General features: G+C 61.4%; 22 protein-coding genes and 2 pseudogenes. 18 read left to right on the top strand and 6 right to left on the bottom strand.

Annotated features, from left to right (window positions below):
* Window positions 1-19: 19 nt before the first annotated feature.
* The 4 genes from LJ360_RS19210 to LJ360_RS19195 all read left to right on the top strand — a co-directional run bounded on the left by LJ360_RS19210 (window position 20) and on the right by LJ360_RS19195 (window position 2,364).
* Window positions 20-229, top strand: coding sequence for an acetyltransferase (locus LJ360_RS19210; protein WP_091854758.1), 210 nt, complete (start codon window positions 20-22; stop codon window positions 227-229).
* A 113-nt stretch (window positions 230-342) separates the two neighbouring features.
* Entirely contained in the window at window positions 343-960 is a 618-nt protein-coding gene (locus LJ360_RS19205) for a LemA family protein (protein ID WP_264994791.1), read from the top strand.
* Window positions 960-1,706, top strand: coding sequence for a TPM domain-containing protein (locus LJ360_RS19200; RefSeq protein ID WP_264994790.1), 747 nt, complete (start codon window positions 960-962; stop codon window positions 1,704-1,706). The genes LJ360_RS19205 and LJ360_RS19200 overlap by 1 nt, the downstream gene beginning before the upstream one ends.
* A gap of 40 nt (window positions 1,707-1,746) precedes the next feature.
* Window positions 1,747-2,364 carry a TPM domain-containing protein gene (locus LJ360_RS19195; protein WP_264994789.1) on the top strand — a complete coding sequence of 206 codons (618 nt, stop codon included), beginning with the start codon at window positions 1,747-1,749 and terminating at the stop codon, window positions 2,362-2,364.
* 7 nt (window positions 2,365-2,371) lie between these two features.
* Here LJ360_RS19195 and LJ360_RS19190 read toward each other — a convergent pair whose 3' ends face one another.
* Window positions 2,372-3,181: a PhzF family phenazine biosynthesis protein gene (locus LJ360_RS19190; RefSeq protein WP_264994788.1), complete on the bottom strand. Its 810-nt coding sequence runs from the start codon at window positions 3,179-3,181 to the stop codon at window positions 2,372-2,374.
* A complete protein-coding gene (locus tag LJ360_RS19185; RefSeq protein ID WP_264994787.1) occupies window positions 3,138-3,455 on the bottom strand; it encodes a hypothetical protein in 318 nt (105 codons plus the stop codon). The genes LJ360_RS19190 and LJ360_RS19185 overlap by 44 nt, the downstream gene beginning before the upstream one ends.
* A gap of 180 nt (window positions 3,456-3,635) precedes the next feature.
* Between LJ360_RS19185 and LJ360_RS19180 the strand changes: the two genes are divergently transcribed.
* Both LJ360_RS19180 and LJ360_RS19175 read left to right on the top strand, forming a co-directional pair.
* Window positions 3,636-5,045: a PLP-dependent aminotransferase family protein gene (locus LJ360_RS19180; RefSeq protein ID WP_264994786.1), complete on the top strand. Its 1,410-nt coding sequence runs from the start codon at window positions 3,636-3,638 to the stop codon at window positions 5,043-5,045.
* Window positions 5,046-5,174: 129 nt separating this feature from the next.
* Window positions 5,175-5,594, top strand: coding sequence for a CopD family protein (locus tag LJ360_RS19175; RefSeq protein WP_264994785.1), 420 nt, complete (start codon window positions 5,175-5,177; stop codon window positions 5,592-5,594).
* 5 nt (window positions 5,595-5,599) lie between these two features.
* Here the strand turns inward: LJ360_RS19175 and LJ360_RS19170 are convergent, their stop codons facing one another.
* Window positions 5,600-6,118 (bottom strand): DUF2231 domain-containing protein, encoded by a 519-nt coding sequence (locus LJ360_RS19170; RefSeq protein WP_264994784.1) that lies wholly within the window; start codon window positions 6,116-6,118, stop codon window positions 5,600-5,602.
* A 57-nt stretch (window positions 6,119-6,175) separates the two neighbouring features.
* Between LJ360_RS19170 and coxB the strand changes: the two genes are divergently transcribed.
* The 5 genes and pseudogenes from coxB to LJ360_RS19145 all read left to right on the top strand — a co-directional run bounded on the left by coxB (window position 6,176) and on the right by LJ360_RS19145 (window position 11,330).
* Entirely contained in the window at window positions 6,176-6,847 is a 672-nt protein-coding gene (gene coxB / locus LJ360_RS19165; RefSeq protein WP_264994783.1) for a cytochrome c oxidase subunit II, read from the top strand.
* Window positions 6,844-9,338, top strand: a pseudogene (gene ctaD, locus LJ360_RS19160) (cytochrome c oxidase subunit I). The gene coxB and the pseudogene ctaD overlap by 4 nt, the downstream one beginning before the upstream one ends.
* The gene (locus LJ360_RS19155) at window positions 9,335-9,670 is read left to right on the top strand and encodes a hypothetical protein (RefSeq protein WP_264994782.1); all 336 of its coding nucleotides are present in this window, start codon (window positions 9,335-9,337) and stop codon (window positions 9,668-9,670) included. Before ctaD ends, LJ360_RS19155 begins: the two are co-directional and overlap by 4 nt.
* Window positions 9,671-9,720: 50 nt before the next feature.
* A complete protein-coding gene (locus LJ360_RS19150; RefSeq protein WP_091854737.1) occupies window positions 9,721-10,281 on the top strand; it encodes a TIGR00730 family Rossman fold protein in 561 nt (186 codons plus the stop codon).
* A gap of 110 nt (window positions 10,282-10,391) precedes the next feature.
* Complete coding sequence (locus LJ360_RS19145) at window positions 10,392-11,330, top strand: glutathione S-transferase family protein (protein WP_264994781.1); 939 nt, start codon at window positions 10,392-10,394, stop codon at window positions 11,328-11,330.
* A gap of 112 nt (window positions 11,331-11,442) precedes the next feature.
* On the opposite strand, the gene LJ360_RS19140 is transcribed toward LJ360_RS19145, so the two are convergent.
* Window positions 11,443-11,973 (bottom strand): fasciclin domain-containing protein, encoded by a 531-nt coding sequence (locus tag LJ360_RS19140; protein WP_091853861.1) that lies wholly within the window; start codon window positions 11,971-11,973, stop codon window positions 11,443-11,445.
* A gap of 176 nt (window positions 11,974-12,149) precedes the next feature.
* Window positions 12,150-12,557, bottom strand: a complete 408-nt coding sequence (locus tag LJ360_RS19135) for an NINE protein (protein ID WP_264994780.1) — start codon at window positions 12,555-12,557, stop codon at window positions 12,150-12,152.
* A gap of 92 nt (window positions 12,558-12,649) precedes the next feature.
* On the opposite strand from LJ360_RS19135, the pseudogene LJ360_RS19130 reads away from it, so the two are divergent.
* From LJ360_RS19130 to LJ360_RS19110, 6 genes and pseudogenes are all read left to right on the top strand, one after another.
* A pseudogene (locus tag LJ360_RS19130) lies at window positions 12,650-14,479 on the top strand (YdbH domain-containing protein); the annotation flags it as partial.
* Between the two features lie 92 nt (window positions 14,480-14,571).
* Window positions 14,572-14,865 carry a YdbH domain-containing protein gene (locus LJ360_RS20075; protein ID WP_413774381.1) on the top strand — a complete coding sequence of 98 codons (294 nt, stop codon included), beginning with the start codon at window positions 14,572-14,574 and terminating at the stop codon, window positions 14,863-14,865.
* 46 nt (window positions 14,866-14,911) lie between these two features.
* Window positions 14,912-15,112 carry a YnbE family lipoprotein gene (locus LJ360_RS19125; RefSeq protein ID WP_091853867.1) on the top strand — a complete coding sequence of 67 codons (201 nt, stop codon included), beginning with the start codon at window positions 14,912-14,914 and terminating at the stop codon, window positions 15,110-15,112.
* A gap of 32 nt (window positions 15,113-15,144) precedes the next feature.
* Complete coding sequence (locus LJ360_RS19120; RefSeq protein WP_091853869.1) at window positions 15,145-15,489, top strand: YdbL family protein; 345 nt, start codon at window positions 15,145-15,147, stop codon at window positions 15,487-15,489.
* Between the two features lie 139 nt (window positions 15,490-15,628).
* Window positions 15,629-16,159, top strand: coding sequence for a DUF962 domain-containing protein (locus LJ360_RS19115; protein WP_264994778.1), 531 nt, complete (start codon window positions 15,629-15,631; stop codon window positions 16,157-16,159).
* A 135-nt stretch (window positions 16,160-16,294) separates the two neighbouring features.
* Window positions 16,295-17,518, top strand: coding sequence for an MFS transporter (locus LJ360_RS19110; RefSeq protein WP_264994777.1), 1,224 nt, complete (start codon window positions 16,295-16,297; stop codon window positions 17,516-17,518).
* A gap of 18 nt (window positions 17,519-17,536) precedes the next feature.
* Here the strand turns inward: LJ360_RS19110 and LJ360_RS19105 are convergent, their stop codons facing one another.
* Window positions 17,537-18,625, bottom strand: a complete 1,089-nt coding sequence (locus tag LJ360_RS19105) for a sensor domain-containing diguanylate cyclase (protein ID WP_264994776.1) — start codon at window positions 18,623-18,625, stop codon at window positions 17,537-17,539.
* Window positions 18,626-18,846: 221 nt separating this feature from the next.
* On the opposite strand from LJ360_RS19105, the gene LJ360_RS19100 reads away from it, so the two are divergent.
* The gene (locus tag LJ360_RS19100; RefSeq protein WP_091853974.1) at window positions 18,847-20,055 is read left to right on the top strand and encodes an RNA polymerase sigma factor; all 1,209 of its coding nucleotides are present in this window, start codon (window positions 18,847-18,849) and stop codon (window positions 20,053-20,055) included.
* Window positions 20,056-20,184 lie beyond the last annotated feature (129 nt).

Genomic DNA, 20,184 nt, shown 5'->3' with positions numbered 1-20,184 from the left:
CGGAACCAGGAGGCTCTCTATGTTGCTGGCGGAAAAATCCACCGGACACCTTGTCGAAATCAGTGATATCAAGGCCCTGTACGACCCGAACGAACAGGAGGTCACCGGCAGTGTCCACTACGGCGAAGAGGCCCAGGACCCTGAACCCATCGCCAAGTCAAAGCTGGCCTTCCCTTCCGGCGAGCCATTACCGGTTTGCTGGACGGACCCGGATTACCGGCAGAAGTGACAGGTGTCCCTTTTCAGGGACTGTGCCGGTTTGGGATGCTACTGTAGGCTTCTTCAGGGAAAAGCGCCTGGCTGAAATCGGGGCGCTCGCGCGATCAAAAGGAAGTAATAAACATGACCTATACTTCAGGGCGGTCCGGACAGTGGGCGTTCCTTCAACTGAGCCTGGTGGTGGCCCTGGTGTCACTCCTGACCGGTTGCGGTATCAACAATATTCCCACCTACGACGAGCAGGTGAAGGCAGCCTGGTCCCAGGTTGAAAACCAGTATCAGCGCCGGGCGGACCTGGTGCCGAACCTGGTGGAAACTGTGAAGGGTTTCGCTGCCCAGGAACAGGAGACCCTGACGGAGGTCGTCGAGGCCCGCTCCCGGGCGACGTCCATCCACGTGGACGAAAGTATTCTCAACGACCCTCAGAAGTTGCAGCAGTTCGAGCAGGCCCAGGGCCAGCTGACCAGCGCCCTGAGCCGTTTGATGGCGGTTTCAGAGCGCTATCCCGAACTGAGATCCAACCAGAATTTCCTTGCATTGCAATCCCAGCTTGAAGGCACCGAGAATCGGATCGCCGTTGCCCGGCGGGACTTTATCCAGGCGGTCGAACGCTACAACACGGAGCTCCGCACCTTCCCCGGTCGTATCTGGCACAGCCTCCTGTACGGCGATATGGAATTGCGGGAAAACTTCGAGGCTACCACCGAGAACGCAGATCAGGCGCCGCAGGTTGAGTTCTGATGGTTGTGCTTCGCGCCCTGATCCTGCTGATCACCCTGTGCCTGCTGCAAAGTCCGGCCTGGGGCCAGGCGACCCCGGAGTTTCCCGAGCTCACAGGCCGCGTGGTGGATGGCGCCGGAATGCTTTCACAGGATGAGGCGTCGGCACTCACCGAAATGCTGGCGGCCCATGAAGAAGCCACCACCAACCAGGTGGTCGTTGTCACCCTGCCTGATCTTCAGGGTTACCCGATTGAGGAATTCGGTTATCAGCTCGGGCGCCACTGGGGCATTGGTCAGAAAGGCGAAGATAACGGCGCACTGTTGATTGTCGCCGAGGAAGAACGGGCAATCCGTATCGAGGTGGGTTACGGGCTCGAGGGGCGGCTTACCGACGCCACGTCCTCCGCCATTATCAACCAGGTCATCACACCAGCCTTCCGCCAGGGCGAATTTGCCCGGGGCATAACCGACGGTACCGAAGCCATGATCCAGGCACTGGGCGGCGAGTCGGTGGCTGTGCCCGGGGGAGAGGCAGCACCCGGGGACAAACCCAACCTGCTTGCAGTGATCTTCTTTTTCATCATTATCGTGTCGTTTATTTCGCTGGTCGGGGGCGGCGGCCGTGGCGGTCGCGGCAGGGGTGCCCTGGCGGCGGGTGCCTTGCTGGGTGCCGGTATGGGCGGCCGTGGTGGTGGCTTTGGAGGCGGCGGCTTCAGTGGTGGGGGCGGCGGTTTCGGCGGCGGTGGCGCGTCCGGAGGATGGTAGCCGGATAAATGGACAATTTACCTGAGAGCAAGATCACTCCATGACGCTATTAACCTCGACTGAACAGGATCGGGTGGCTGCGGCCATCAATGCCGTTGAACGGGAAACGGATGCCGAGCTGGTTACCGTGCTGGCCCGCCAGGCAGACAGTTACGCCTATATTCCCCTGCTCTGGGCCGCCATCCTGGCTTTACTGCTGCCCGGTCTGGTTAACTATTTTACCGAGTGGTTTGACGCCGATTTACTGCTGTTGGTCCAGTGGGGCGTTTTCCTTGTACTCGGTGCCTTGTTCGGCATACCCAGGATCAATACCAGGCTGATTCCCCGCCATGTTCGATACTGGCGGGCCGGGAACCTTGCCCGACGGCAATTCCTGGAACAGAACCTGCACCATACGAAAGGCAGCACCGGTATGCTGATCTTCGTATCGGAAGCGGAGCGTTATGTCGAGATCCTGGTTGACCAGGGTATTTCCGCGCGGGTCGACAACGCGGTCTGGGAAGATATCGTCCAGGTCTTCACCCGCCAGGTGCGCCAGGGCGACACCTGTCAGGGTTTCCTCGATTGCATCCAGGCCTGCGGCGAGCATCTCAGGGAGCAGGTTCCGGCTACCCACGAGCGGAATGAACTTCCCAACCACCTGGTCATCCTGCCCTGAACATGGATCAGGGTATTTCCACCTCGCCTGCCATATAGAACGCAGCCTTCCCGGCAATGCCAACCCGGTCACCCCGGTGTTCGCAGCGTAACTCACCGCCGCGGGCGGAGAGCTGGCGGGCGAGCAGCGGATTCCTGTCCAGCCGCTCTGACCAGTAGGGTGTGAGGGCACTGTGAATGGAGCCGGTCACCGGGTCTTCATCGATGCCGATGCCCGGGGCGAAGTAGCGGCTGACAAAGTCGCAGTCATCACCCGGGGCGGTGATGATAACGCCCTGGTTGCCCAGCGCCCGCAACAGGCCCAGGTCCGGGCTGGCCTGGAGGACCGCTTCCGCGCTATCCAGAACCACCAGGTAGTTGGTGTCATGGGGCACTTCGAACACCAGGTCCCGGGTTTCCGGCAGGGCCTTGCGTAACAGCTCGGGTATCGCCACTGGTTCGATGGAGAGTGCGGGGAAGTCCAGCTCCAGTGATCCGTCCGATCGTCTGGTTACGCCCAGCTCGCCGCGAAGGGAACGGAACCGGATCCGGTCACCTTCCCAGCCCAGTCGGTTGAAGAGTACCCAGGCGCTGGCCAGGGTGGCGTGGCCGCATAGCGGCACCTCGGCACCCGGGGCAAACCAGCGAATATGGAAGTCGGCGGCTGAGTCCTCGCCTTCCGGTACAAGGAAGGCCGTCTCCGACAGGTTGTTCTCGGCCGCCAGCGCCTGCAGAACCCCATCCGGCAACCAGTTCTCCAGGGGCATGACCGCCGCCGGGTTGCCCCGGAAGACGTCACTGGCAAAGGCATCGACCTGGTAGATGGGTAGCGTTCGCATGGTGCAGGCTCCTGTCGGTGTGAGTGAGATACTGCGCAGCCCGGCCCGTGACGAACCGGCTGAGCTCGGCCTTGCTGTAGAAATGCAACTCCGGCAGCGGCTCCCCGGTGGTCAGAACCCAGTGGTGGAGGCGCCGTCGTTCCACCCGGTAACCCATGTTGCGCAAGGCAGTTTCCGGCTCGGAGGACGCGATTTCAGCATCACCTCCTACCCGCAGAAGGTCTTGGCGAGAGGCTGTCCCGTGCAGTTTGCAGGCGTTTCTCGTGAGTGTCATGGGGGCGCTCCTTTTCCGGTGGCTGAGGTTTCCAGTGTCTCCCTCCGGTGCGATCCATAACAGATTCAGCTATCCTGCTTTTGAACCGGTACAGCGTGTTAGGACGCCGGAACTGTACCGGTCGTTCTGGCACTCAACTGTGCTGTGTCGTTGGCCATGACCTGTGGAAGGATGGACGGTATGGAAACTCTCTATCACCATGTGGCGGACCAGGTGGAATCCCTGATTCGCGACGGCGTGTTCCGGGACGGCGAGCGCCTGCCAGGGGTGCGTGTGCTCAGCCGGCAGCTGGGGGTCAGTGTGGCCACTGTCCTGCAGGCTCACCAGACGCTGGAAGGGCGGGGTTTGCTGGAGCCCCGTGAGCGCAGTGGCTACTTCGTGCGGCGTCCTCCGGTCGATGCACCCGAGCCGGCCATGTCCGCCCAGGATGTCCGCCCCGTGCCGGTGACCCTGCGGGACATGGCCATGGACCTCTGCTCTGACGAAGAGAAGCGGATGGTCCCGCTGGCAACGGCGGTGCCCCATCCCGATTACCTGCCGATCCGACAGATTCAGCAAGCGTCAATCTGGGCCGCCCGTCGCGGCCTGGAATCCCTGGACTATGCCTTTCCAGGCAAGAGCGCCTTTCGCCGACAGATTGCCCAACGCATGGCCGCGCTGGGCGTTGCCGTTTCGCCGGATGAGATCCTGGCCACCAATGGGGCGCAGGAAGCCATCATCATGGCCCTGCGGGCGGTGACGAGTCCCGGCGACATTGTCGCCGTGGAATCGCCCTCGTTCCCCGGTATCCTGCAGGCGCTTGAGGTGGTGGGCCTGAAGGTGATCGAGATTCCGGCCCATCCCGCAGAAGGTCTCAGCCTGGAGGGATTGCAGCTGGCCATGGATCAGTGGCCCATCCGCGCCTGCGTGGCCGTCACCAATCACAGTAACCCCATGGGCATGCGGTTGTCGGACGAGCACAAGCAACGGCTGGTGTCGTTGCTGGAGGATGCAGGCGTCCCGCTGATCGAGGATGATATCTACGGCGATCTCGCCCACTCGGGTGAGCGTCCACGGCCGGCGAAGAGTTTTGACCGGTCCGGCAATGTGATCTATTGCAGTTCCTTCTCCAAGACGATCTCCCCGGGATTGCGACTGGGGTGGATCGCGCCGGGGCGCCACTTCCCGGCGGTACGCCAGCAGAAGTACTTCACGAACCTGGCCACGGCCACCCTGCCGCAGATTGCCGTCGCCCATTTCCTGGAGCAGGGCGGTTATGACCGCTACCTTCGTGGTGCCCGGCGCACCTACAGGGAGTCGGTGGAAAGACTGCGGTCCGCGGTCGCCCGGTACTTCCCTGCAGGTACGGCGGTCAGCCGACCAAGCGGCGGCTTCGTGCTGTGGGTGCAGTTGCCGGCAAATTGCTCCGGTACCCAGGTCTATCGGCTGGCCAGGGAGCGGGGTATCAACGTGGCGCCCGGCATCATGTTTTCCACCACAGGTAAGTACGAAAACTGCCTTCGCCTCAACGCGGCCAACCCCTGGACACCCCGGATCGAAGAGGCTGTCCGCACCCTGGGCGAGCTGGCGGCTGCCGTTGCTTCAGACTGACAGGCCAGGCATTACCGATTCCTAATCTGGTCATCTTCATCCCTCCCTGCGTCTAGACTAAAGGCAGCTTGATAGGCCATGCCGCATGGGTGGCAAGAGGGAGGTTGTCCGATCTTGAAGGGATTTCTGGTGTTGCACATTTCGGCGCTACTGGTCTGGGTCGGGTGCCTTGTCTATCTGCCGGCGCTGGTGGCCAGCCACATGGGTAGCAGCCATTCCCTGGAAGAGCGCCCGCACCCCTATGATTCCCTCTCCCGCCTGTTATTTACCCGGCTGGCCACACCGGCAGCGTTGGTGGCGATCTTTGCAGGGACCGTGGTGTTCACTATTGATCTCAATTTTGAACCCTGGCTGATCGCGAAGCTGACGGTGGTGTGTTTGCTGGTGGTTCTGCACACCCTGACCGGTGTGCTGATCGTGCGGGCGGAAACCAGGCCCGATGCGCCGGTAACCCTGTGGAGCGGGCTGTTGATGGCGGGCATTGCTGCGGTGGTGTTGGTCATACTCTGGCTGGTGCTCGCGAAGCCGCCAGTGGAGCAATGGCTATGAGCCGGTCAGTCCACCAGCCTGTCTTCCTCGATGTTCCGGATTTTCTCGTTGCGTCGGGCCCGGTTGATGCTTTTTTCCGCTGCCACCCCGACGGCATGGTCATACACCAACTGGCCGCCGAGAAAACTGGTGATGCTGATCATCACCCCGCTGAGCAGGCTCACGTAGAGCCCCCAGGGAATGATCAGCGCTTCCACGTCCCCCAGTCGAAGCAGCCAGTTCAGGGTCGCAAGCGACAGCAGCATCACCGCCATGATGCCGTGACACCAGGCGATCACCAGGCGGCGTATTTCTCTCACCAGAACCAGGTCCAGGACGCCTATCAGCCCGGAAAACCATCCCCCCAACATGCCAATCGCGGCGAGCCAGGTGCCGGCCCGGGCCCAGAAACTGTCACCAGTCAGGGCGTAGCCGATATCCGTTCCGATCAGTCCCAACAGGGCGGCAACGGGGAAGTGGATCAGCATGGGGTGGATGGGGTGGCCGAACAGCGCCATGCGGCTGCGAATCGGGGCGACATCCATGGGGCTGCAGACTCCTTCCGTGACAGGAACAGACTTTATCCAACGTTAGCAAAGCTGGTGGCGATTACCACTACACTTCTGCTGGGCGGCTGCGGCGGGTCACTCTCAGCGTTGGACCCGGCTGGCGAGAGTGCCCGGTCTGCTGCCTGGTTGTGGTGGGCAATGCTGGGCTTGCTGGGCACCATCATGCTGTTGGTATTTGCCGTATGGTTCATTGCCGTGCGCCGTGCCCCGGCGAAGACGGAATCCGGAGCCAGGCGAGCCGCCAGGTGGTGGATTATCGGTGGCGGGCTGGTATTGCCCATGACCACCATCGTACTGATCCTGGGCTTCGGTATTCCCCTGGGTCAGCGCATGCTGCCGCTGCCGGTGAGTGATGGTGAGCCCCTGAGAATCAACGTGACGGCCCGCCAATGGCAGTGGCAGGTGAACTATCCGGATAGCGGAATCCGTCTGACGGACGAGGTTCACATACCTGCAAACACCCCGGTGGACCTCCACCTGACCAGCGACGATGTAGTCCATTCCTTCTGGGTGCCCAGGCTTGGGGGCAAGCTGGACATGATCCCCGGGCACACCAATGTCTTGCGACTGCAGGCAGACCAACCCGGCACCTACCGGGGGCAATGCGCCGAGTTTTGCGGGACCGGGCACGCGCATATGAAGTTCCGGGTGCAAGTACATGACCAGACGGCATTCCAGCGCTGGCAACAGGAGGTCAGGGAATGAGCCAGGCGCCTTCAGCGGAACAGCAGGCACGCAACGACCGGTTTGAGCGGGTGTGGGGCAACCTGCCCGGCTGGGGCACGTTGTCCGCCGTCAACCACACCACCGTTGGTCTTCGCTTCCTGATCACCGGACTGATCTTTTTCCTGGTGGGCGGCCTGCTGGCCATGTTGATCCGGACCCAGCTGGCGCTGCCCGAACAGGAGATTATCGGTGCCGACCTGTACAACCAGCTGTTCACCATGCACGGCACGGTGATGATGTTCCTGTTCGCCATTCCGGTACTGGAAGGGGCAGCCATGTACCTGATCCCCAAGATGATCGGCGCCCGGGACCTGGTGTTTCCGCGGCTGAGTGCGCTGGGTTACTTCTGTTACCTTTTCGGCGGTCTGATCATTCTCTCCAGTCTGTTCCTGCAGATTGCGCCGGATTCGGGGTGGTTTATGTATACCCCGCTGAGCAGCCGCGAGTTTTCCCCGGGCATGGGCTCTGACTTCTGGCTGTTGGGGATTACCTTCGTGGAGATCTCCGCGATTTCCGCCGGGGTTGAGCTGGCAGTATCGATTCTCCGGTCCCGGGCGCCAGGCATGAGCCTGCAGCGAATGCCGCTATTTTCCTGGTATATCCTGCCATGGCCCTGATGATCATTTTCGGCTTCCCGCCGCTGATTCTTGGCAGTGTGTTGCTGGAGCTGGAACGGGCCGCCGGCTGGGTGTTCTTCGCGGTAGAGGGCGGCGGCGATCCCTTGTTGTGGCAGCATCTGTTCTGGCTGTTCGGTCACCCGGAGGTGTACATCATCTTCCTGCCGGCGGCGGGAATCGTGTCCACCCTTATCCCGGTGTTCGCGGGCCGGCCCATCATTGGGTACCGCTGGGTGGTCCTGGCCATCATCATGATGGGATTCGTCAGTTTCGGGTTGTGGGTACACCACATGTTCACCGTGGGTATCCCGCAGATGGCGCAGGCGTTTTTCTCTGTGGCCAGCATGCTGGTCGCGATTCCCACCGCAATCCAGATCTTCGTATGGCTGGCGACCCTGTGGGCCGGCAAGGTGCGGTTTCATCTGCCCATGTTGTGGATCATGGGGTTTCTGATTGTATTCGTATGCGGCGGCCTCACCGGCGTCATGCTAGCCCTGGTGCCCTTCAACTGGCAGGTCCACGACACCCACTTCGTGGTGGCGCACATGCACTATGTACTGGTGGGGGGCATGCTGTTCCCCCTGGTGGCCGGGCTGTATTACTGGCTGCCCCACGTATCCGGTCGCATGCCGTCTGACAGCATGGGGCGGTGGGGGTTCTGGCTGTTCTTTATCGGCTTCAACATGACCTTCCTGCTGATGCACCTGACCGGTTTGCTCGGGATGCCAAGACGGGTCTACACCTACGAGGCAGGTCTGGGGTGGGACTGGCTCAACCTGTTGTCGTCGGTGGGCGGGTTTGTCATGGCCATCGGAGTCGCGACGGTGATCCTGGATATCGTTCTGCACTTCCGCTTCGGCCGCAAGGCCAGCCCGAATCCCTGGCAGGCGGACACCCTCGAGTGGGCCATCCCGATGCCGGTTAACGCCTATAACTTTGCCAGCATCCCCGAGATCCGCTCCCGCCATCCGCTTTGGGATCAGCCGGAACTGATGCGGAGCATTCCCGCTGGCGAGCACGGGCTAAGCCAGATCGAGGACGGACGACGGGATACCATCGGCAGTGACGCCGTTACCGGCGAGGCGCGGGAGGTCATGCACCTGCCGACGAACTCCTGGGAACCGTTGATTACGGCTGCAGTGCTGGCCGGGTTGTGCCTGTCGTTGCTATTGAAGACCTATCTTCTGGCTATTCTGTTCGCGGTACTGGCACTTGTGGCCTGCCTGAGATGGAGCTGGGTGAACGGCCTGCACCCGCGAATAGCCCCCCGAGACCGGACTGGTGACCTGCCCCTGCACTCCCGGACCACCGATGGCCCCGGGCGCTGGGGAATGATCGTAACCCTGATGGCCGACGGAACCCTGTTCGCTTCGTTACTGTTCGGATGGCTCTATTTGTGGCCGGTGGCACCAGACTGGCAGATGCCGGAGCAGTCCCCCCTGAGTGTCTGGGGGCTGCTTGGCAGTGGGCTGGTGCTCGCGGGTGCACTGGGGCTGTGGTGGAGACAGGTGCAGGGTGCTGTATCCGTGGGTGGCTTGTTGCTGGTTACCGTGGTGGGGCTGGCGCACTGCGTGGCGCTGGTTCTGACGGCCATTGAAGCCGGGCTCGGGCCCGGGGACTCGGCCCATGACTCGATCCTGGCGGTCGTTCTGGCCTATCTGATCTTCCATAGCGGTCTCACAACGCTGCTGACCGGGCTACAGGCATTGCGGGTGAGACAGGGTTACACCAGTCAGGCCCTGCCCTACGAGTTGCGGGTGCTGCATCCGCTATGGGGTTACACAGTGGTGGTTTACTGGATCAGCATCGTGGTGTTCCTGGCACTGCCGGCGGCCTTTGGAGGTGGCGCATGATCCGGTCGCGGTTCTGGCGACATCCGGCCAGCCTGCTGCTGGGGCCGGTGGTATGGTCACTCTGGTTTGTGATGCTCTATGCGATGTTGTCGCTGTCCTGCCTCCAGGGCTGGCTGGTGAACGGCGGTGACCATCCGGCCGCCATCAATCTGCTGCTGGCCGTTGCAGGGTTGCTGGTGACTCTGTTATTGCTCATCTCGGCATGGTCTGCCTGGCGAACGCCTTCAGAGACCGGGTTTATGCCCCGGACATCCGCCATGGTGTCGGCCTGTTCTGCGGTGGCATCGTTGCTCCTGGTGGTACCGGGGCTGATAATGGCCCCGTGCCTGTGAGGTTCTGACCCCGGGCGTACCATTCACCATCAGCCGGAGTATCCATACCCATGAAAGTCGCCGTATTCTGTGGTTCCAGCCATGGCAACGACCCGAAGTTCGCCCAATGTGCCCGGGAGTTTGGTGAGTACCTGGCCAGCCAGGGTGTGGATCTGGTGTTTGGCGGCGGCAACGTCGGGCTGATGGGTGAGGTGGCAGATGCCGTGCTGGCTGGTGGTCGCCAGGTGTTTGGCGTAATACCGGAGTCCCTGAGGGACCGGGAACTGGCTCACCAGGGTCTGACCGAACTGAAGGTCGTCGGGGGCATGCATGAGCGCAAGGCACTGATGGCGGACCGGGCCGACGCCTTTGTGGCCCTCCCCGGCGGCCCGGGCACCATGGATGAGCTTTTCGAGGCCTGGACCTGGGCGCAGCTGGGTTACCATGACAAGCCGTGTGCCCTGTACAACGTCTTCGGATACTACGACCATCTGCTGGCCTTTATCGAGAACATGGCAGGCAGCGGGTTTCTCAGATCGGAACATCAACGCATGCTGGTGGTTGAGGATAACCCGGCAGCCATGCTGCGGGCGTTGCAGAACTATCAACCGCCGGTTCGCAAATGGAGCTGAACTGTCCCTGCCAGGGTTAGCATCCGGAGGTCGCACTGGCGGTTCGCCCTGTGTCCGGCTAAGCTGGTTGCGTTAAGCAACCATATAGCCATAACAATCCAGGAGCCGCCATGAACGACATCATCCTGCACCATTACCCCGCCTCCCCGTTTGCCGAGAAAGCCCGAATCATGTTGGGCTTCAAGGGCCTGGCGTGGCATTCGGTGGATATACCCCCGGTTATGCCCAAACCGGACCTGACGGCCCTTACCGGAGGCTACCGTAGAACTCCGGTGATGCAGATTGGTGCCGACATCTATTGCGATACCGCCATGATGGCTCGCCAGCTGGACCGCATCCAGCCCATGCCAGCCCTCTATCCGGAAGGCAAGGAGGCAATTGCCGCCAGCTCTGCCCACTTTGCCGACCAGGTGATGTTCCAGCACGGCGTTGCCCTGAATTTCCAGCCCCATGCCGTCGCCGAGCGCTTCAAGGGGATGCCGGAATCGGTGATGAATGCCTTCCTGGCGGACCGTAAGAAACTGTTTGAAGGCGGCAACGCCTCCCGCCTGCATCCTTCCCAGGCCTTGGCCCAGTGGCCGACCCTGCTGGGTCGCCTGGAACAGCAACTGAAGGACAGCGGCACCTTCCTGCTGGGTGAAGAGCCGTGCATTGCCGACTTTGCCTGGTATCACCCGCTATGGTTTGTGGCCAGCAACAAGGCTTCCGCACCCGCGCTGGAACCCTATCCGCAAGTGCGTGGCTGGCTGGATGCGGTGGCTGCCTGTGGTCATGGCGAGCGCTCAGAGCTGGCGTCTGAAGAAGCCATTCGCATAGCCCGCGAGGCAGATCCGGCACCTCTGCGAGAAGCCAGCTTTGTCGATCCCAATGGCCTTGCCCTGGGACAGTCCGTTACCGTTGCTGCCGTGGATTACGGCGTGGATCCCGTCGCTGGCACACTGGTCTACCAGGACGCGGAAGAAGTCGTGATCAGCCGTGAGGACGACCGTGCCGGGCATGTGCACGTGCATTTTCCCCGTTATGGTTTCCGGGTGGAAGCGCAGAAATAGGCGGGATCCATACGCGGTTGAGCCAGCCATAAAAAAGCCCCGGCGTCCTGGGGGAGCCGGGGCAAGCCGAACATTCAGTAGGCAGTTCGGCAACCACTTCCAACCTTACCGATCAGGGCAGCAGCACACCGTCGATCACGTGTACCACGCCGTTGCTGGCTTCAATGTCAGTGGCAGTAACCGTGGCTTTGTTGCCCTGGGCGTCTTCCAGGGTCACAGCGCCAGATTCGGTGCGGGCAATGACGTCACCGTTCATGGTTTCGATGGTGTACATGGTCTCACCGGTCTCGATCAGGCCCAGCAGCTTCTGGGAAGAGACCTTACCTTCCACGACGTGGTTGGTGAGAATGCCCTGCAGCTGCTCCAGGTTCTCTGGCTTCAGCAGTGACTCGACGGTGCCTTCGGGCAGTGCGGCAAAGGCGTCGTCGGTGGGTGCAAAGACGGTAAAGGGACCCTTGCCGGCAAGGGTTTCAGCCAAGCCAGCTTCAACCACGGCGGTTTCCAGTGTGGTGTGGTTTTCAGAGTTCACCACGATGTCGGTGATGGTCGGCTTGTCTTTCATGTCGCCATGATGGTCAGCCTGGGCTGACGCCATCAGTCCAAAAGAGGCAACCAATGCAATCGCGAACTTGGGCAGATTCATATCTGACTCCTCCTGGGGCAACCGGTTATCGGAGCCCATGTGTGGTGTGTTCAGTAGTGTTTGCATCGATGCTGTGGTGGTTTACGGCGGGCTGGCTGGACTGGATTGTTGCGATTGCGAATATTTAATGAATCCCCGGTTTGCGGGCGCAAACCGGGAACTGGCAAAAACCCGGTTTACAGACGTTCGCTGTTCGTCAGGGTAATCTGTTCATTAAGGGTCCAGAAATCGTACAACACCCCGATAAAGAACAACCCGCCGGTAAACAGATAGATAATCCCGGTAATCCACTTGCCCATGTACATCCGGTGGATGCCGAACACACCGAGGAAGGTCAGCAGGATCCAGCTGATGTTGTAGCTGACCGGTCCCTGCTGGTAACGCAGGTCGGCCTCCCGATCCATGCCGGGTATCAGGACCAGGTCAATGATCCAGCCGATAAACAGCAGCCCCAGGGTAAAAAACCAGATGGTGCCGGTGACGGGTTTGCCATAGTAGAAACGGTGGGCACCCAGGAATCCGAAGATCCAGAGCAGGTAGCCCATAACCACGCTGTGGGTGTTGTTGTTCCGCTGAATTTCCATCGGGTCTCCTTGATCCGTTAAGGGTTGGCCTTCAGCACCCATCATAAAGCATTTTCCAGAATCTGCCGCTGACGCTATGCTTTTGTCATTCCATGAATTTTTGCAGGGAGGCCGTGTTGCTCATCCGTCGATGCCTGAAGGTATTGCTCTGGGGCCTGTTGCTGCTGGTTGTGCTCTTGGCAGGCACCTGGTGGCTGGCCAGAATGCAGTTGGAGGCCCTGGGCGTAGAGCAGCTCGAGGTGTCCGGTGTGGAGATGGGCTGGAACCGCCTGGCCTTTGATGCGGTCAGCTTGACCTGGACCGGGAAGGGAAGTTCGGTGGTTCTCGAGACCCTCGGGCCGGCCATCACCATGGACTGGGCTGACTGGCAGCTGGACCGGCTGGTGGCCCGCTCTGCCCGAATCCAGCAGTTGACAGCGGCAGGCCCGGAAGCATCAAACCCTGCCCCGGGTGCTGAAGCATTGCGGCTGACGCTGCCGGACTCTGTACCGTTCTGGCTACCCCGCCATTTGTCGGTGAATAACCTTGAGGCGAACTTCCCCTGTCAGGGCGGTCAGTGCCGGTTCAGTGGCGCGCTTCTTTTTGACCGGAACGACGACTCCGCCACGGCCCAGGTGGATGCCACCCTGGCGCGGGGTGACCAGACCCTGACGATAGCGGGAGACGTTCAGCTGGGCACGGGTACCGACACCGTGCCTGGCGGTGACCTGGCTATCGGTGGCCTTTTTCCCTGGCTGTCGCCGCTGGTTAGCGCACAGTGGCACCCGCTGCTTCCTCACTCGGCGACACTGCGGTTCACCCCGTTGGCAGGCTCTGCGGCGGAGGGAGACTGGCCTGTGGCGGTAACACTGACCACTGAAGGCGGGGCTGTACCGGGGTTCGAGGGCGACCTGGTGCTGCACACCGGGGACAACTGGCGCCTGGATGTTTCAGGGGGCCGGCTCACTGCGGCACTGGAGCAGTGGCAACAGGCAGGCTGGGTGCTGGATGATGTGCGGCTCGATATGCCCCTCAGTGGGCAGCTGTCGCCTGACAGTAGCCGTGTCACGCTCGGGCCCGGGGCTGTCGTTCAGGTGCGACACCTGGACCCGTTATCCGCCGCCGAGCTGATGTGGCTGGATAAGCTGGCCCTGTCAGGAGCAGGGCTGGTATTGGTGCATCGCAATGGTGATCTGCAGGTGGAAGGCCTGGTTCAGCTCAGCATCGGTGAGGTTCGGCACAACGCCCTTGTTACCCAGGGCTGGCAGCTGGCGGCAGACCTGATGTGGGCCGGCGCGCTGACCGTTGACGGCACGCTGGTCAATGATGTCGGGGCAAGACTGCCACTGCGGGTTCGATACCATCCCGCCCAGGGCGTGCAGGGCACTGGCACCATGACACTGGATGCAGGCAACCAGGCCAACCAACTGGCTGAAACGTTGAGGGCCTGGCCCGGGTCACTGATCATTGAGGAAGGCGAGGCGCGACTTGTCGGTGAGCTGACCTGGCACCCCGAAAGTCCACTCACGGCGGATGCCACCCTGACGTTCGCCGGGGCCTCGGGCCTGTATGAGGAGATGGGCTGGCAGACACTTTCGGGGCAGGTTCAGGCGAGCCTGGCGAATGATCGGTTAACCATCGGCACATCGGATCTTGGGCTCGCTGAGCTGAACCCGGGCATGCCCATAGGCCCTGTCAGGCTGGCTGGTACCTATGGGGCTGCCCTTGCGCAGCCCATGGCTGGCGAGCTGGTGCTGGAGAGTGCCCAGGCCGGGTTTGCAGGCGGTACCCTGAGTGTTGCACCGCACACTTGGCAGCTGGACAGAGTGCCGATCAGGGTGCCTGTCACGGTGCAGGGACTGCAGTTATCCCGTTTGATGAACCTTTATCCCACTGAGGGCCTTGCCGGCGAGGGCACCCTGAAAGGTGAGCTGCCATTAATGATCAGCGACCGGGGTGTACGCATTGAGGGCGGACACCTGTCGGCACTGCCCCCCGGGGCCGGCTACAGTTGCCAGCGGACAAGCTGCAGGCCATGGCGGCCACCAACGAAGCCATGGCCCTGGTCACCCGTGCCATGGAAGACTTTCACTATGAACTGCTTGAAAGCGGGATCAGCTACTCCGAAGACGGCACCCTGGTACTGGACCTGCAACTTCGTGGTAGCAGCCCCGGGGTGGACAGCGACCGCCCGGTGGTGCTCAATATCAATCTTGAGGAAGATATACCGGCATTGCTGACCAGCCTGCAGCTGAGCGGCCGGGTTAATGAGGCGGTCACCGAAAGGGTCCGCGAACGTTTGCAGCAGGACGGTGTCGATACCCAATAGTCAGGTCTTCGCCACGGGGCGAGGCCGGAACAGGCAAGGAGAGACCATGAAGGCAAGTACCCGAGCGGGAGCGGCAGTGGCCGCAATGTTGCTGGGCAGTCTGTTGGCCGCCTGCACCCCTACCGTGCAGATGGCGGCGCCCAAGGAGCCGATTACAGTCAACCTGAACGTTAAGATCCAGCATGAGATCTACGTAAAAGTAGACCGGGAAGTGGATGAACTCTTTACCGACCAGGGCCTGTTCTGAGCCCGGTCAGCATGGTTTCAAGGAGCTGCATGATGACACTGTTCAAATACGCTACGGCCATACTGATGGCCATGATGCTGGCACTGCCGGCGGCTGCCCTGTCCCTTGATGAAGCCAAGGGCCGCCTCGAAAGCGCCAAGAGCTCGGGGCAGGTGGGTGAGATGCCGACAGGATACCTCGGTGTGGTGTCCGGAGGTGGTGAGGCCGAAGCCATCGTTGAGGCGATTAACGAAGCCCGGCGCGCCGAATATGCCCGAATTGCTGAAAAGCATGACATTCCGGTCAGCCAGGTAGAGGCCGTGGCTGGTAAGAAAGCCCTGGAGAAGACGCCTTCAGGTCAGTATATCCAGGTGAACGGTCGCTGGGTGCGCAAATAGCAGGCTGTTTGTCGGGCGCGGCGTGTGGACGCAAGACCACCCGGCGCCCCTCTGGTAATTATTCCTGTAGGCAGCTATCTTCACAGATGCAAGAGTCCTCGGATAACTTTCCGTGGGCTTGCTGAACAGGAGCATCATAATGAAAACAATAACCGACCAGCTGGCCAACTATGCCAGCTATCACCGCGACAGACGCAACATCATCACCCACTTCATCGGTATTCCGATGATCGTGGTGGCCATCGCCATCCTGCTGGCCCGCCCCGCCTTCGAAGTCGCCGGCGTTACCATGTCGCCAATCTGGTTTATCGCCCTGGCAAGCGTGCTTTATTACCTGGTTCTTGATCTTCGCTTTGGCGTTGTCATGGGTGTGCTCATGGCCCTGGCCGTCTGGGTTGGTATGCAGGTGGCTGCCCTGTCCACGACTGCCTGGCTGGCGTGGGGTATCGGGCTGTTTGTGGTGGGCTGGGTCGCGCAGTTTATCGGTCACTACTATGAGGGTCGCAAACCGGCTTTCGTGGACGATATCGTAGGACTGCTGATCGGGCCACTGTTCGTGGTGGCGGAGGCGGCCTTCGGGTTCGGACTCTGCAAATCCCTGCAACAGGAGATCGACCGCCGCGCAGGCCCGGTCCATAACGGCCACGGAGGAACGGCCGCCAGCCACTGAGCGTCTGGTCCTGACCCGCTCCCGGAAGCACATAGTCTCTCCGGGACGGGAAACTCCAACGGTTGTACCGATATTCCACCGGCCGCCCGGTTTTCACCGTGCAGGCTGTTCTGAACCCTTTTACTGGAAGCGAAGATGTCTCCGACGCCGGAACGCCCGAATCTGCTGATCATGGTGACCTGCGGGCTGCTCACCAGCCTGGTGGTTATTGCCTTTGCCCGTATGGCCTACGGGGTCATCCTGCCGCCCATGCGGGCAGATCTCGGTCTCAGTTACCAGCAGGCGGGGGTACTCGGCACTATTACCGCCCTCGGTTATCTGCTGTTTGTACTGGCCGGGGGTGTGGCCGCCGCCCGTTTCGGAGCAAAGCCCACGATCGTGTTTGGCCTGGTCTCGGTGGCGCTGGGATTTGCCGGGCTGACCGTGGCGTCCCATTACTGGCTATTGCTGGGGCTGATGGCATTGCTGGGGTTCGGTACCGCTTTCAGCTTTGCGCCGATGGTGTCACTGCTGGCCACCTGGTACCCGGAAAAACGGGGACTGGTGATCGGTCTGATGACCAGCGGCGTCGGTATGGGGATGTTGCTGGTGGGAGCGCTGGCTCCCCTGATGACCAACCTGTTCGGTGACAATGGCTGGCGCGTCAGCTGGGGAATCTTCGGTTGCGTGGCGGTTATTGTGGCGGTGCTGATTACCGTCTTCGCCAAGGACCCGCCGCGATTGGCCGCCAGCTCTGGAGAAACACCACCCTCGGATGACAAATGGCTGATCTACCGGAATCACCGGGTGATCACCGTGGCCACGGTATACGGCATTATTGGCGTCACCTACATCGTGCAGGCCATTTTCATGATCAGCTTCATGGTGGAAGAAGGCCATGCCGAGGCGACCGCTGGTGCCTTCATGGCCATGATGGGGCTGATGTCCATTGCTGCGGGTCCCCTGTGGGGCTGGCTGTCGGACCACTGGGGACGTGGCAACGCGCTGACCGCCTCGCTGGCCCTGGTGACCCTGGCTATGGGCCTGCCGCTGATTGATCAGTCACTGGTGACCTTCTTCCTGCACTTCCTGGTGATGGGGCTGTCGGTCAACGGCATGTTTGCCCTGATCCAGGCCAGCGCCACCGACCAGGTGGCGCCCAGGTACATTCCCATTGCCTTCAGCTTTGTCACGGTATTCTTCGCTTCCGGGCAGCTGGTGGGGCCGGCGGTGGCTGGCTGGCTGATCGAGTTCAGCGGGGGCTTCCGGGTGGCGTTTGGCTTTACCTTCGTGGTGTTGCTGGCAGGGGTCTACCTGACCCTGCGAATCCGGCGCTTCCCCGCCGAAGTTGCGGTAGGAGCACCGACCACAGGAGACTGAGCCTACAGCTCCTCCTGTTCAGGCGCTTTGTGGCTCGCTGGTCCAGGGTGCCCGGCAGGCAACCCGGTTGCGGCCAGCCTCCTTGGCTTCGTAAAGGGCCAGGTCCGCCTGGCGAATCAGGTCGTCGGGCGGTATCTCACGATAGCTACAGGCCACGCCCGCCGACAGGGTGACGGAAAGGAGGTTGTCGCCTACCGCCACCGGGGTCTTCTCGAACATGCGCCGGTAATCCTCGGCGCGGGCCTCTGCGGCTTCCAGCCCTGTGCCCGGTAGCACCACCAGGAATTCCTCCCCGCCAAAACGACAAACGATATCACTGGCCCGGGACAGCGCTGACAGTACGCTGGCCAGCTGGTTGATCACCAGGTCCCCTGCACTATGACCGTAGCGATCGTTCACCGATTTGAAGTGATCCAGGTCGATCAGCACCAGGCTCAGGGGGTCGCCCTGCCTCAGGCAGCGGGTCATTTCCCGGTGCAGGCTGTCCTCCAGGTAGCGACGGTTGTACAGACCTGTCAGCGGATCACGGTTGGCCTGTTCCTGTAACTGTTCCTGCAGCTGCCGGTTTTCCTCGATTTGCTGTTTGAGCTCCTGCTCGGTCTGGCGCTGTCGTTCACGGGCACCGTGAAGGGAGTGGTTACGGCTGAACGACACATGGCCCACCATCAACAGGTACATGGAGATGGAGGTTATAGCCAGGAGCGTGGTCAGCCAGTGAGTGTCAGGCTGCCACCAGAAACCGGCAAACAGCCCGCCGGCCACGATGCCCCCGGCGAGGCCGGTCAGGGCCTGGACCATGCCGGGCAGTCCCCGGAATACCGTCAGGTTCATGGTAATGCTGATGGCCAGAATGAAGGTGATCCATACCGGAAAGCCCAGGCCAGCGATCCACAGGCCGAAAATGATTGAGTCGATCACCAGGTTGTTGAATTCCGAATGCATGGAATCGGCTGATCGCCGGGCCCGGAGATAGGCCAGTTGGGGCCATACCAGAAAGCTGACCGCCAGGGTCGGATAGAGCCAGGGAGAGAGACCTTGCAGCCAGACATGGCTGGCGAGGGTCAGGAAAGCCGCCACAAAGGACAGGCTGCGGTTGCGCCGGTTCATGTTAACAACCCAGTGGGGCTGGGGGCTGGGAGTATGACGGGTGACGGACATGAGCAATACGGCCTGCTTCCACTACAATCCGGATATGAAATACCGCATTCCCGCGGTTCAAGTGTCCCAGTATAGGACACGTCTGCTGAATTTGTGCGCAATTTTTCAGGATAATCTGTGGGTAAACTACGTGATTTCTGTTTCCCCGGAGAAGGAGCTCAAAGGTGGATCTGGAGCAGCTTTATCAGCAACATTCGCGGCAGGTTCTGGCAACACTTATACGCCTGACCGGCGAGTTTGAACTGGCCGAGGAATGCCTTCAGGAGGCTTTCGCCGCGGCCCTTGCCCAGTGGCCTTCCGAAGGCACGCCCGGAAACCCGGTTGCCTGGCTGGTTCGTACCGGACATCACAAGGCCATTGATCACATCCGACGGCAACAGACCGCCCGGCGCCACAGTGAACTACTGACCCCAGAGGTAGAGGGGCCGTCCGACCAGGGGACCGCGATCTATCAGGATGACCTCCTGCGCCTGATCTTCACCTGCTGCCACCCGGCCCTGGGGCGCGAGGCCCAGCTGGCACTGACCCTGAGGGAAGTGTGTGGACTGACCACCGAACAGGTCGCCCGTGCGTTGCTGCAGAAACCCGCCACCCTCGCCCAGCGCATTGTCAGGGCCAAGCGCAAGGTCCGCGAAGCGAGGATACCCTACGAAGTGCCGGACCAGCGGGAATTGCCGACCCGTTTGCCACCGGTGTTGCAGGTGATCTATCTGATGTTCAACGAAGGTTACAGTGCTACTGAAGGTGCGAGGGTGGTGGATGTCAGCCTGGCAGCGGAAGCGATCCGGCTGGGAGCCATGATGTCCCGGCTGCTGCCACGGCCGGAGGTGTACGGGCTCCTGGCCCTGCTGTTGCTGCATGATGCCCGGTGGGCGGCGCGGGAAGACGGCGAGGGCAACCTGGTGACACTCGAGGAGCAGGATCGTTCGCTCTGGGACCAGGGTCAGATCGAACAGGGGCGCCACTGGCTGATGCAGGCGCTGGCTCACCCGGATCCGGGTCCCTATACGCTCCAGGCCGCCATCGCCGCGTCCCATGCCGATGCGAAGGACCCTGCCTCCACCGATTGGGCTGAAATTGCCGCACTGTACGGCTTGCTTTACCAGAAGTGGCCAACACCGGTGGTGGCCCTCAACCGGGCGGTGGCCATCGCCATGCGGGATGGCCCGGCGCACGGGCTGGCGTTGCTGGACCAGCTTGCTGCCGACAAGGTCCTGCAGAGCTATCACCTGTTCCACGCCGCCCGCGCCGACCTTTACCGACGTTGTGGTGACCGGGACCGGGCCCGACTGGCTTATCAGCAAGCCCTGACCCTGGTCCGGCAGGAGCCGGAGCGCCGTTTCCTGCAGCGACGCCTGGAGGAACTGTCGTCCTCCTGAAAAAATTCATCTGCCGTGTCGAAATCCGGTGTTGTGATTCGACTGGATGATAACCCGGGACTGTAACAGCGCCCGGTCTGTTTTCAGACGAACGACAACCACGGAGGACAGGCGATGAAGATACTCTAT

Source organism: Marinobacter sp. AN1 (assembly GCF_026013985.1).
GTDB lineage: Bacteria > Pseudomonadota > Gammaproteobacteria > Pseudomonadales > Oleiphilaceae > Marinobacter > Marinobacter segnicrescens.
Note: the sequence above shows the minus strand (reverse complement) of the source record. Positions and strands in the feature narration are given on the sequence as shown.

Coding starts and splice junctions, on each gene's coding strand:
- LJ360_RS19180 (WP_264994786.1), top strand. CDS start 3,636: ATGGAAACTCTCTATCACCATGTGGCGGACCAGGTGGAATCCCTGATT.
- LJ360_RS19190 (WP_264994788.1), bottom strand. CDS start 3,181: ATGCGAACGCTACCCATCTACCAGGTCGATGCCTTTGCCAGTGACGTC.
- LJ360_RS19110 (WP_264994777.1), top strand. CDS start 16,295: ATGTCTCCGACGCCGGAACGCCCGAATCTGCTGATCATGGTGACCTGC.
- LJ360_RS19205 (WP_264994791.1), top strand. CDS start 343: ATGACCTATACTTCAGGGCGGTCCGGACAGTGGGCGTTCCTTCAACTG.
- LJ360_RS19140 (WP_091853861.1), bottom strand. CDS start 11,973: ATGAATCTGCCCAAGTTCGCGATTGCATTGGTTGCCTCTTTTGGACTG.
- LJ360_RS19210 (WP_091854758.1), top strand. CDS start 20: ATGTTGCTGGCGGAAAAATCCACCGGACACCTTGTCGAAATCAGTGAT.
- LJ360_RS19135 (WP_264994780.1), bottom strand. CDS start 12,557: ATGGAAATTCAGCGGAACAACAACACCCACAGCGTGGTTATGGGCTAC.
- LJ360_RS19115 (WP_264994778.1), top strand. CDS start 15,629: ATGAAAACAATAACCGACCAGCTGGCCAACTATGCCAGCTATCACCGC.
- LJ360_RS19200 (WP_264994790.1), top strand. CDS start 960: ATGGTTGTGCTTCGCGCCCTGATCCTGCTGATCACCCTGTGCCTGCTG.
- LJ360_RS19170 (WP_264994784.1), bottom strand. CDS start 6,118: ATGGATGTCGCCCCGATTCGCAGCCGCATGGCGCTGTTCGGCCACCCC.
- LJ360_RS19185 (WP_264994787.1), bottom strand. CDS start 3,455: ATGACACTCACGAGAAACGCCTGCAAACTGCACGGGACAGCCTCTCGC.
- LJ360_RS19155 (WP_264994782.1), top strand. CDS start 9,335: ATGATCCGGTCGCGGTTCTGGCGACATCCGGCCAGCCTGCTGCTGGGG.
- LJ360_RS19105 (WP_264994776.1), bottom strand. CDS start 18,625: ATGAACCGGCGCAACCGCAGCCTGTCCTTTGTGGCGGCTTTCCTGACC.
- LJ360_RS19145 (WP_264994781.1), top strand. CDS start 10,392: ATGAACGACATCATCCTGCACCATTACCCCGCCTCCCCGTTTGCCGAG.
- LJ360_RS19120 (WP_091853869.1), top strand. CDS start 15,145: ATGACACTGTTCAAATACGCTACGGCCATACTGATGGCCATGATGCTG.
- LJ360_RS19150 (WP_091854737.1), top strand. CDS start 9,721: ATGAAAGTCGCCGTATTCTGTGGTTCCAGCCATGGCAACGACCCGAAG.
- LJ360_RS19125 (WP_091853867.1), top strand. CDS start 14,912: ATGAAGGCAAGTACCCGAGCGGGAGCGGCAGTGGCCGCAATGTTGCTG.
- LJ360_RS19195 (WP_264994789.1), top strand. CDS start 1,747: ATGACGCTATTAACCTCGACTGAACAGGATCGGGTGGCTGCGGCCATC.
- LJ360_RS20075 (WP_413774381.1), top strand. CDS start 14,572: ATGGCGGCCACCAACGAAGCCATGGCCCTGGTCACCCGTGCCATGGAA.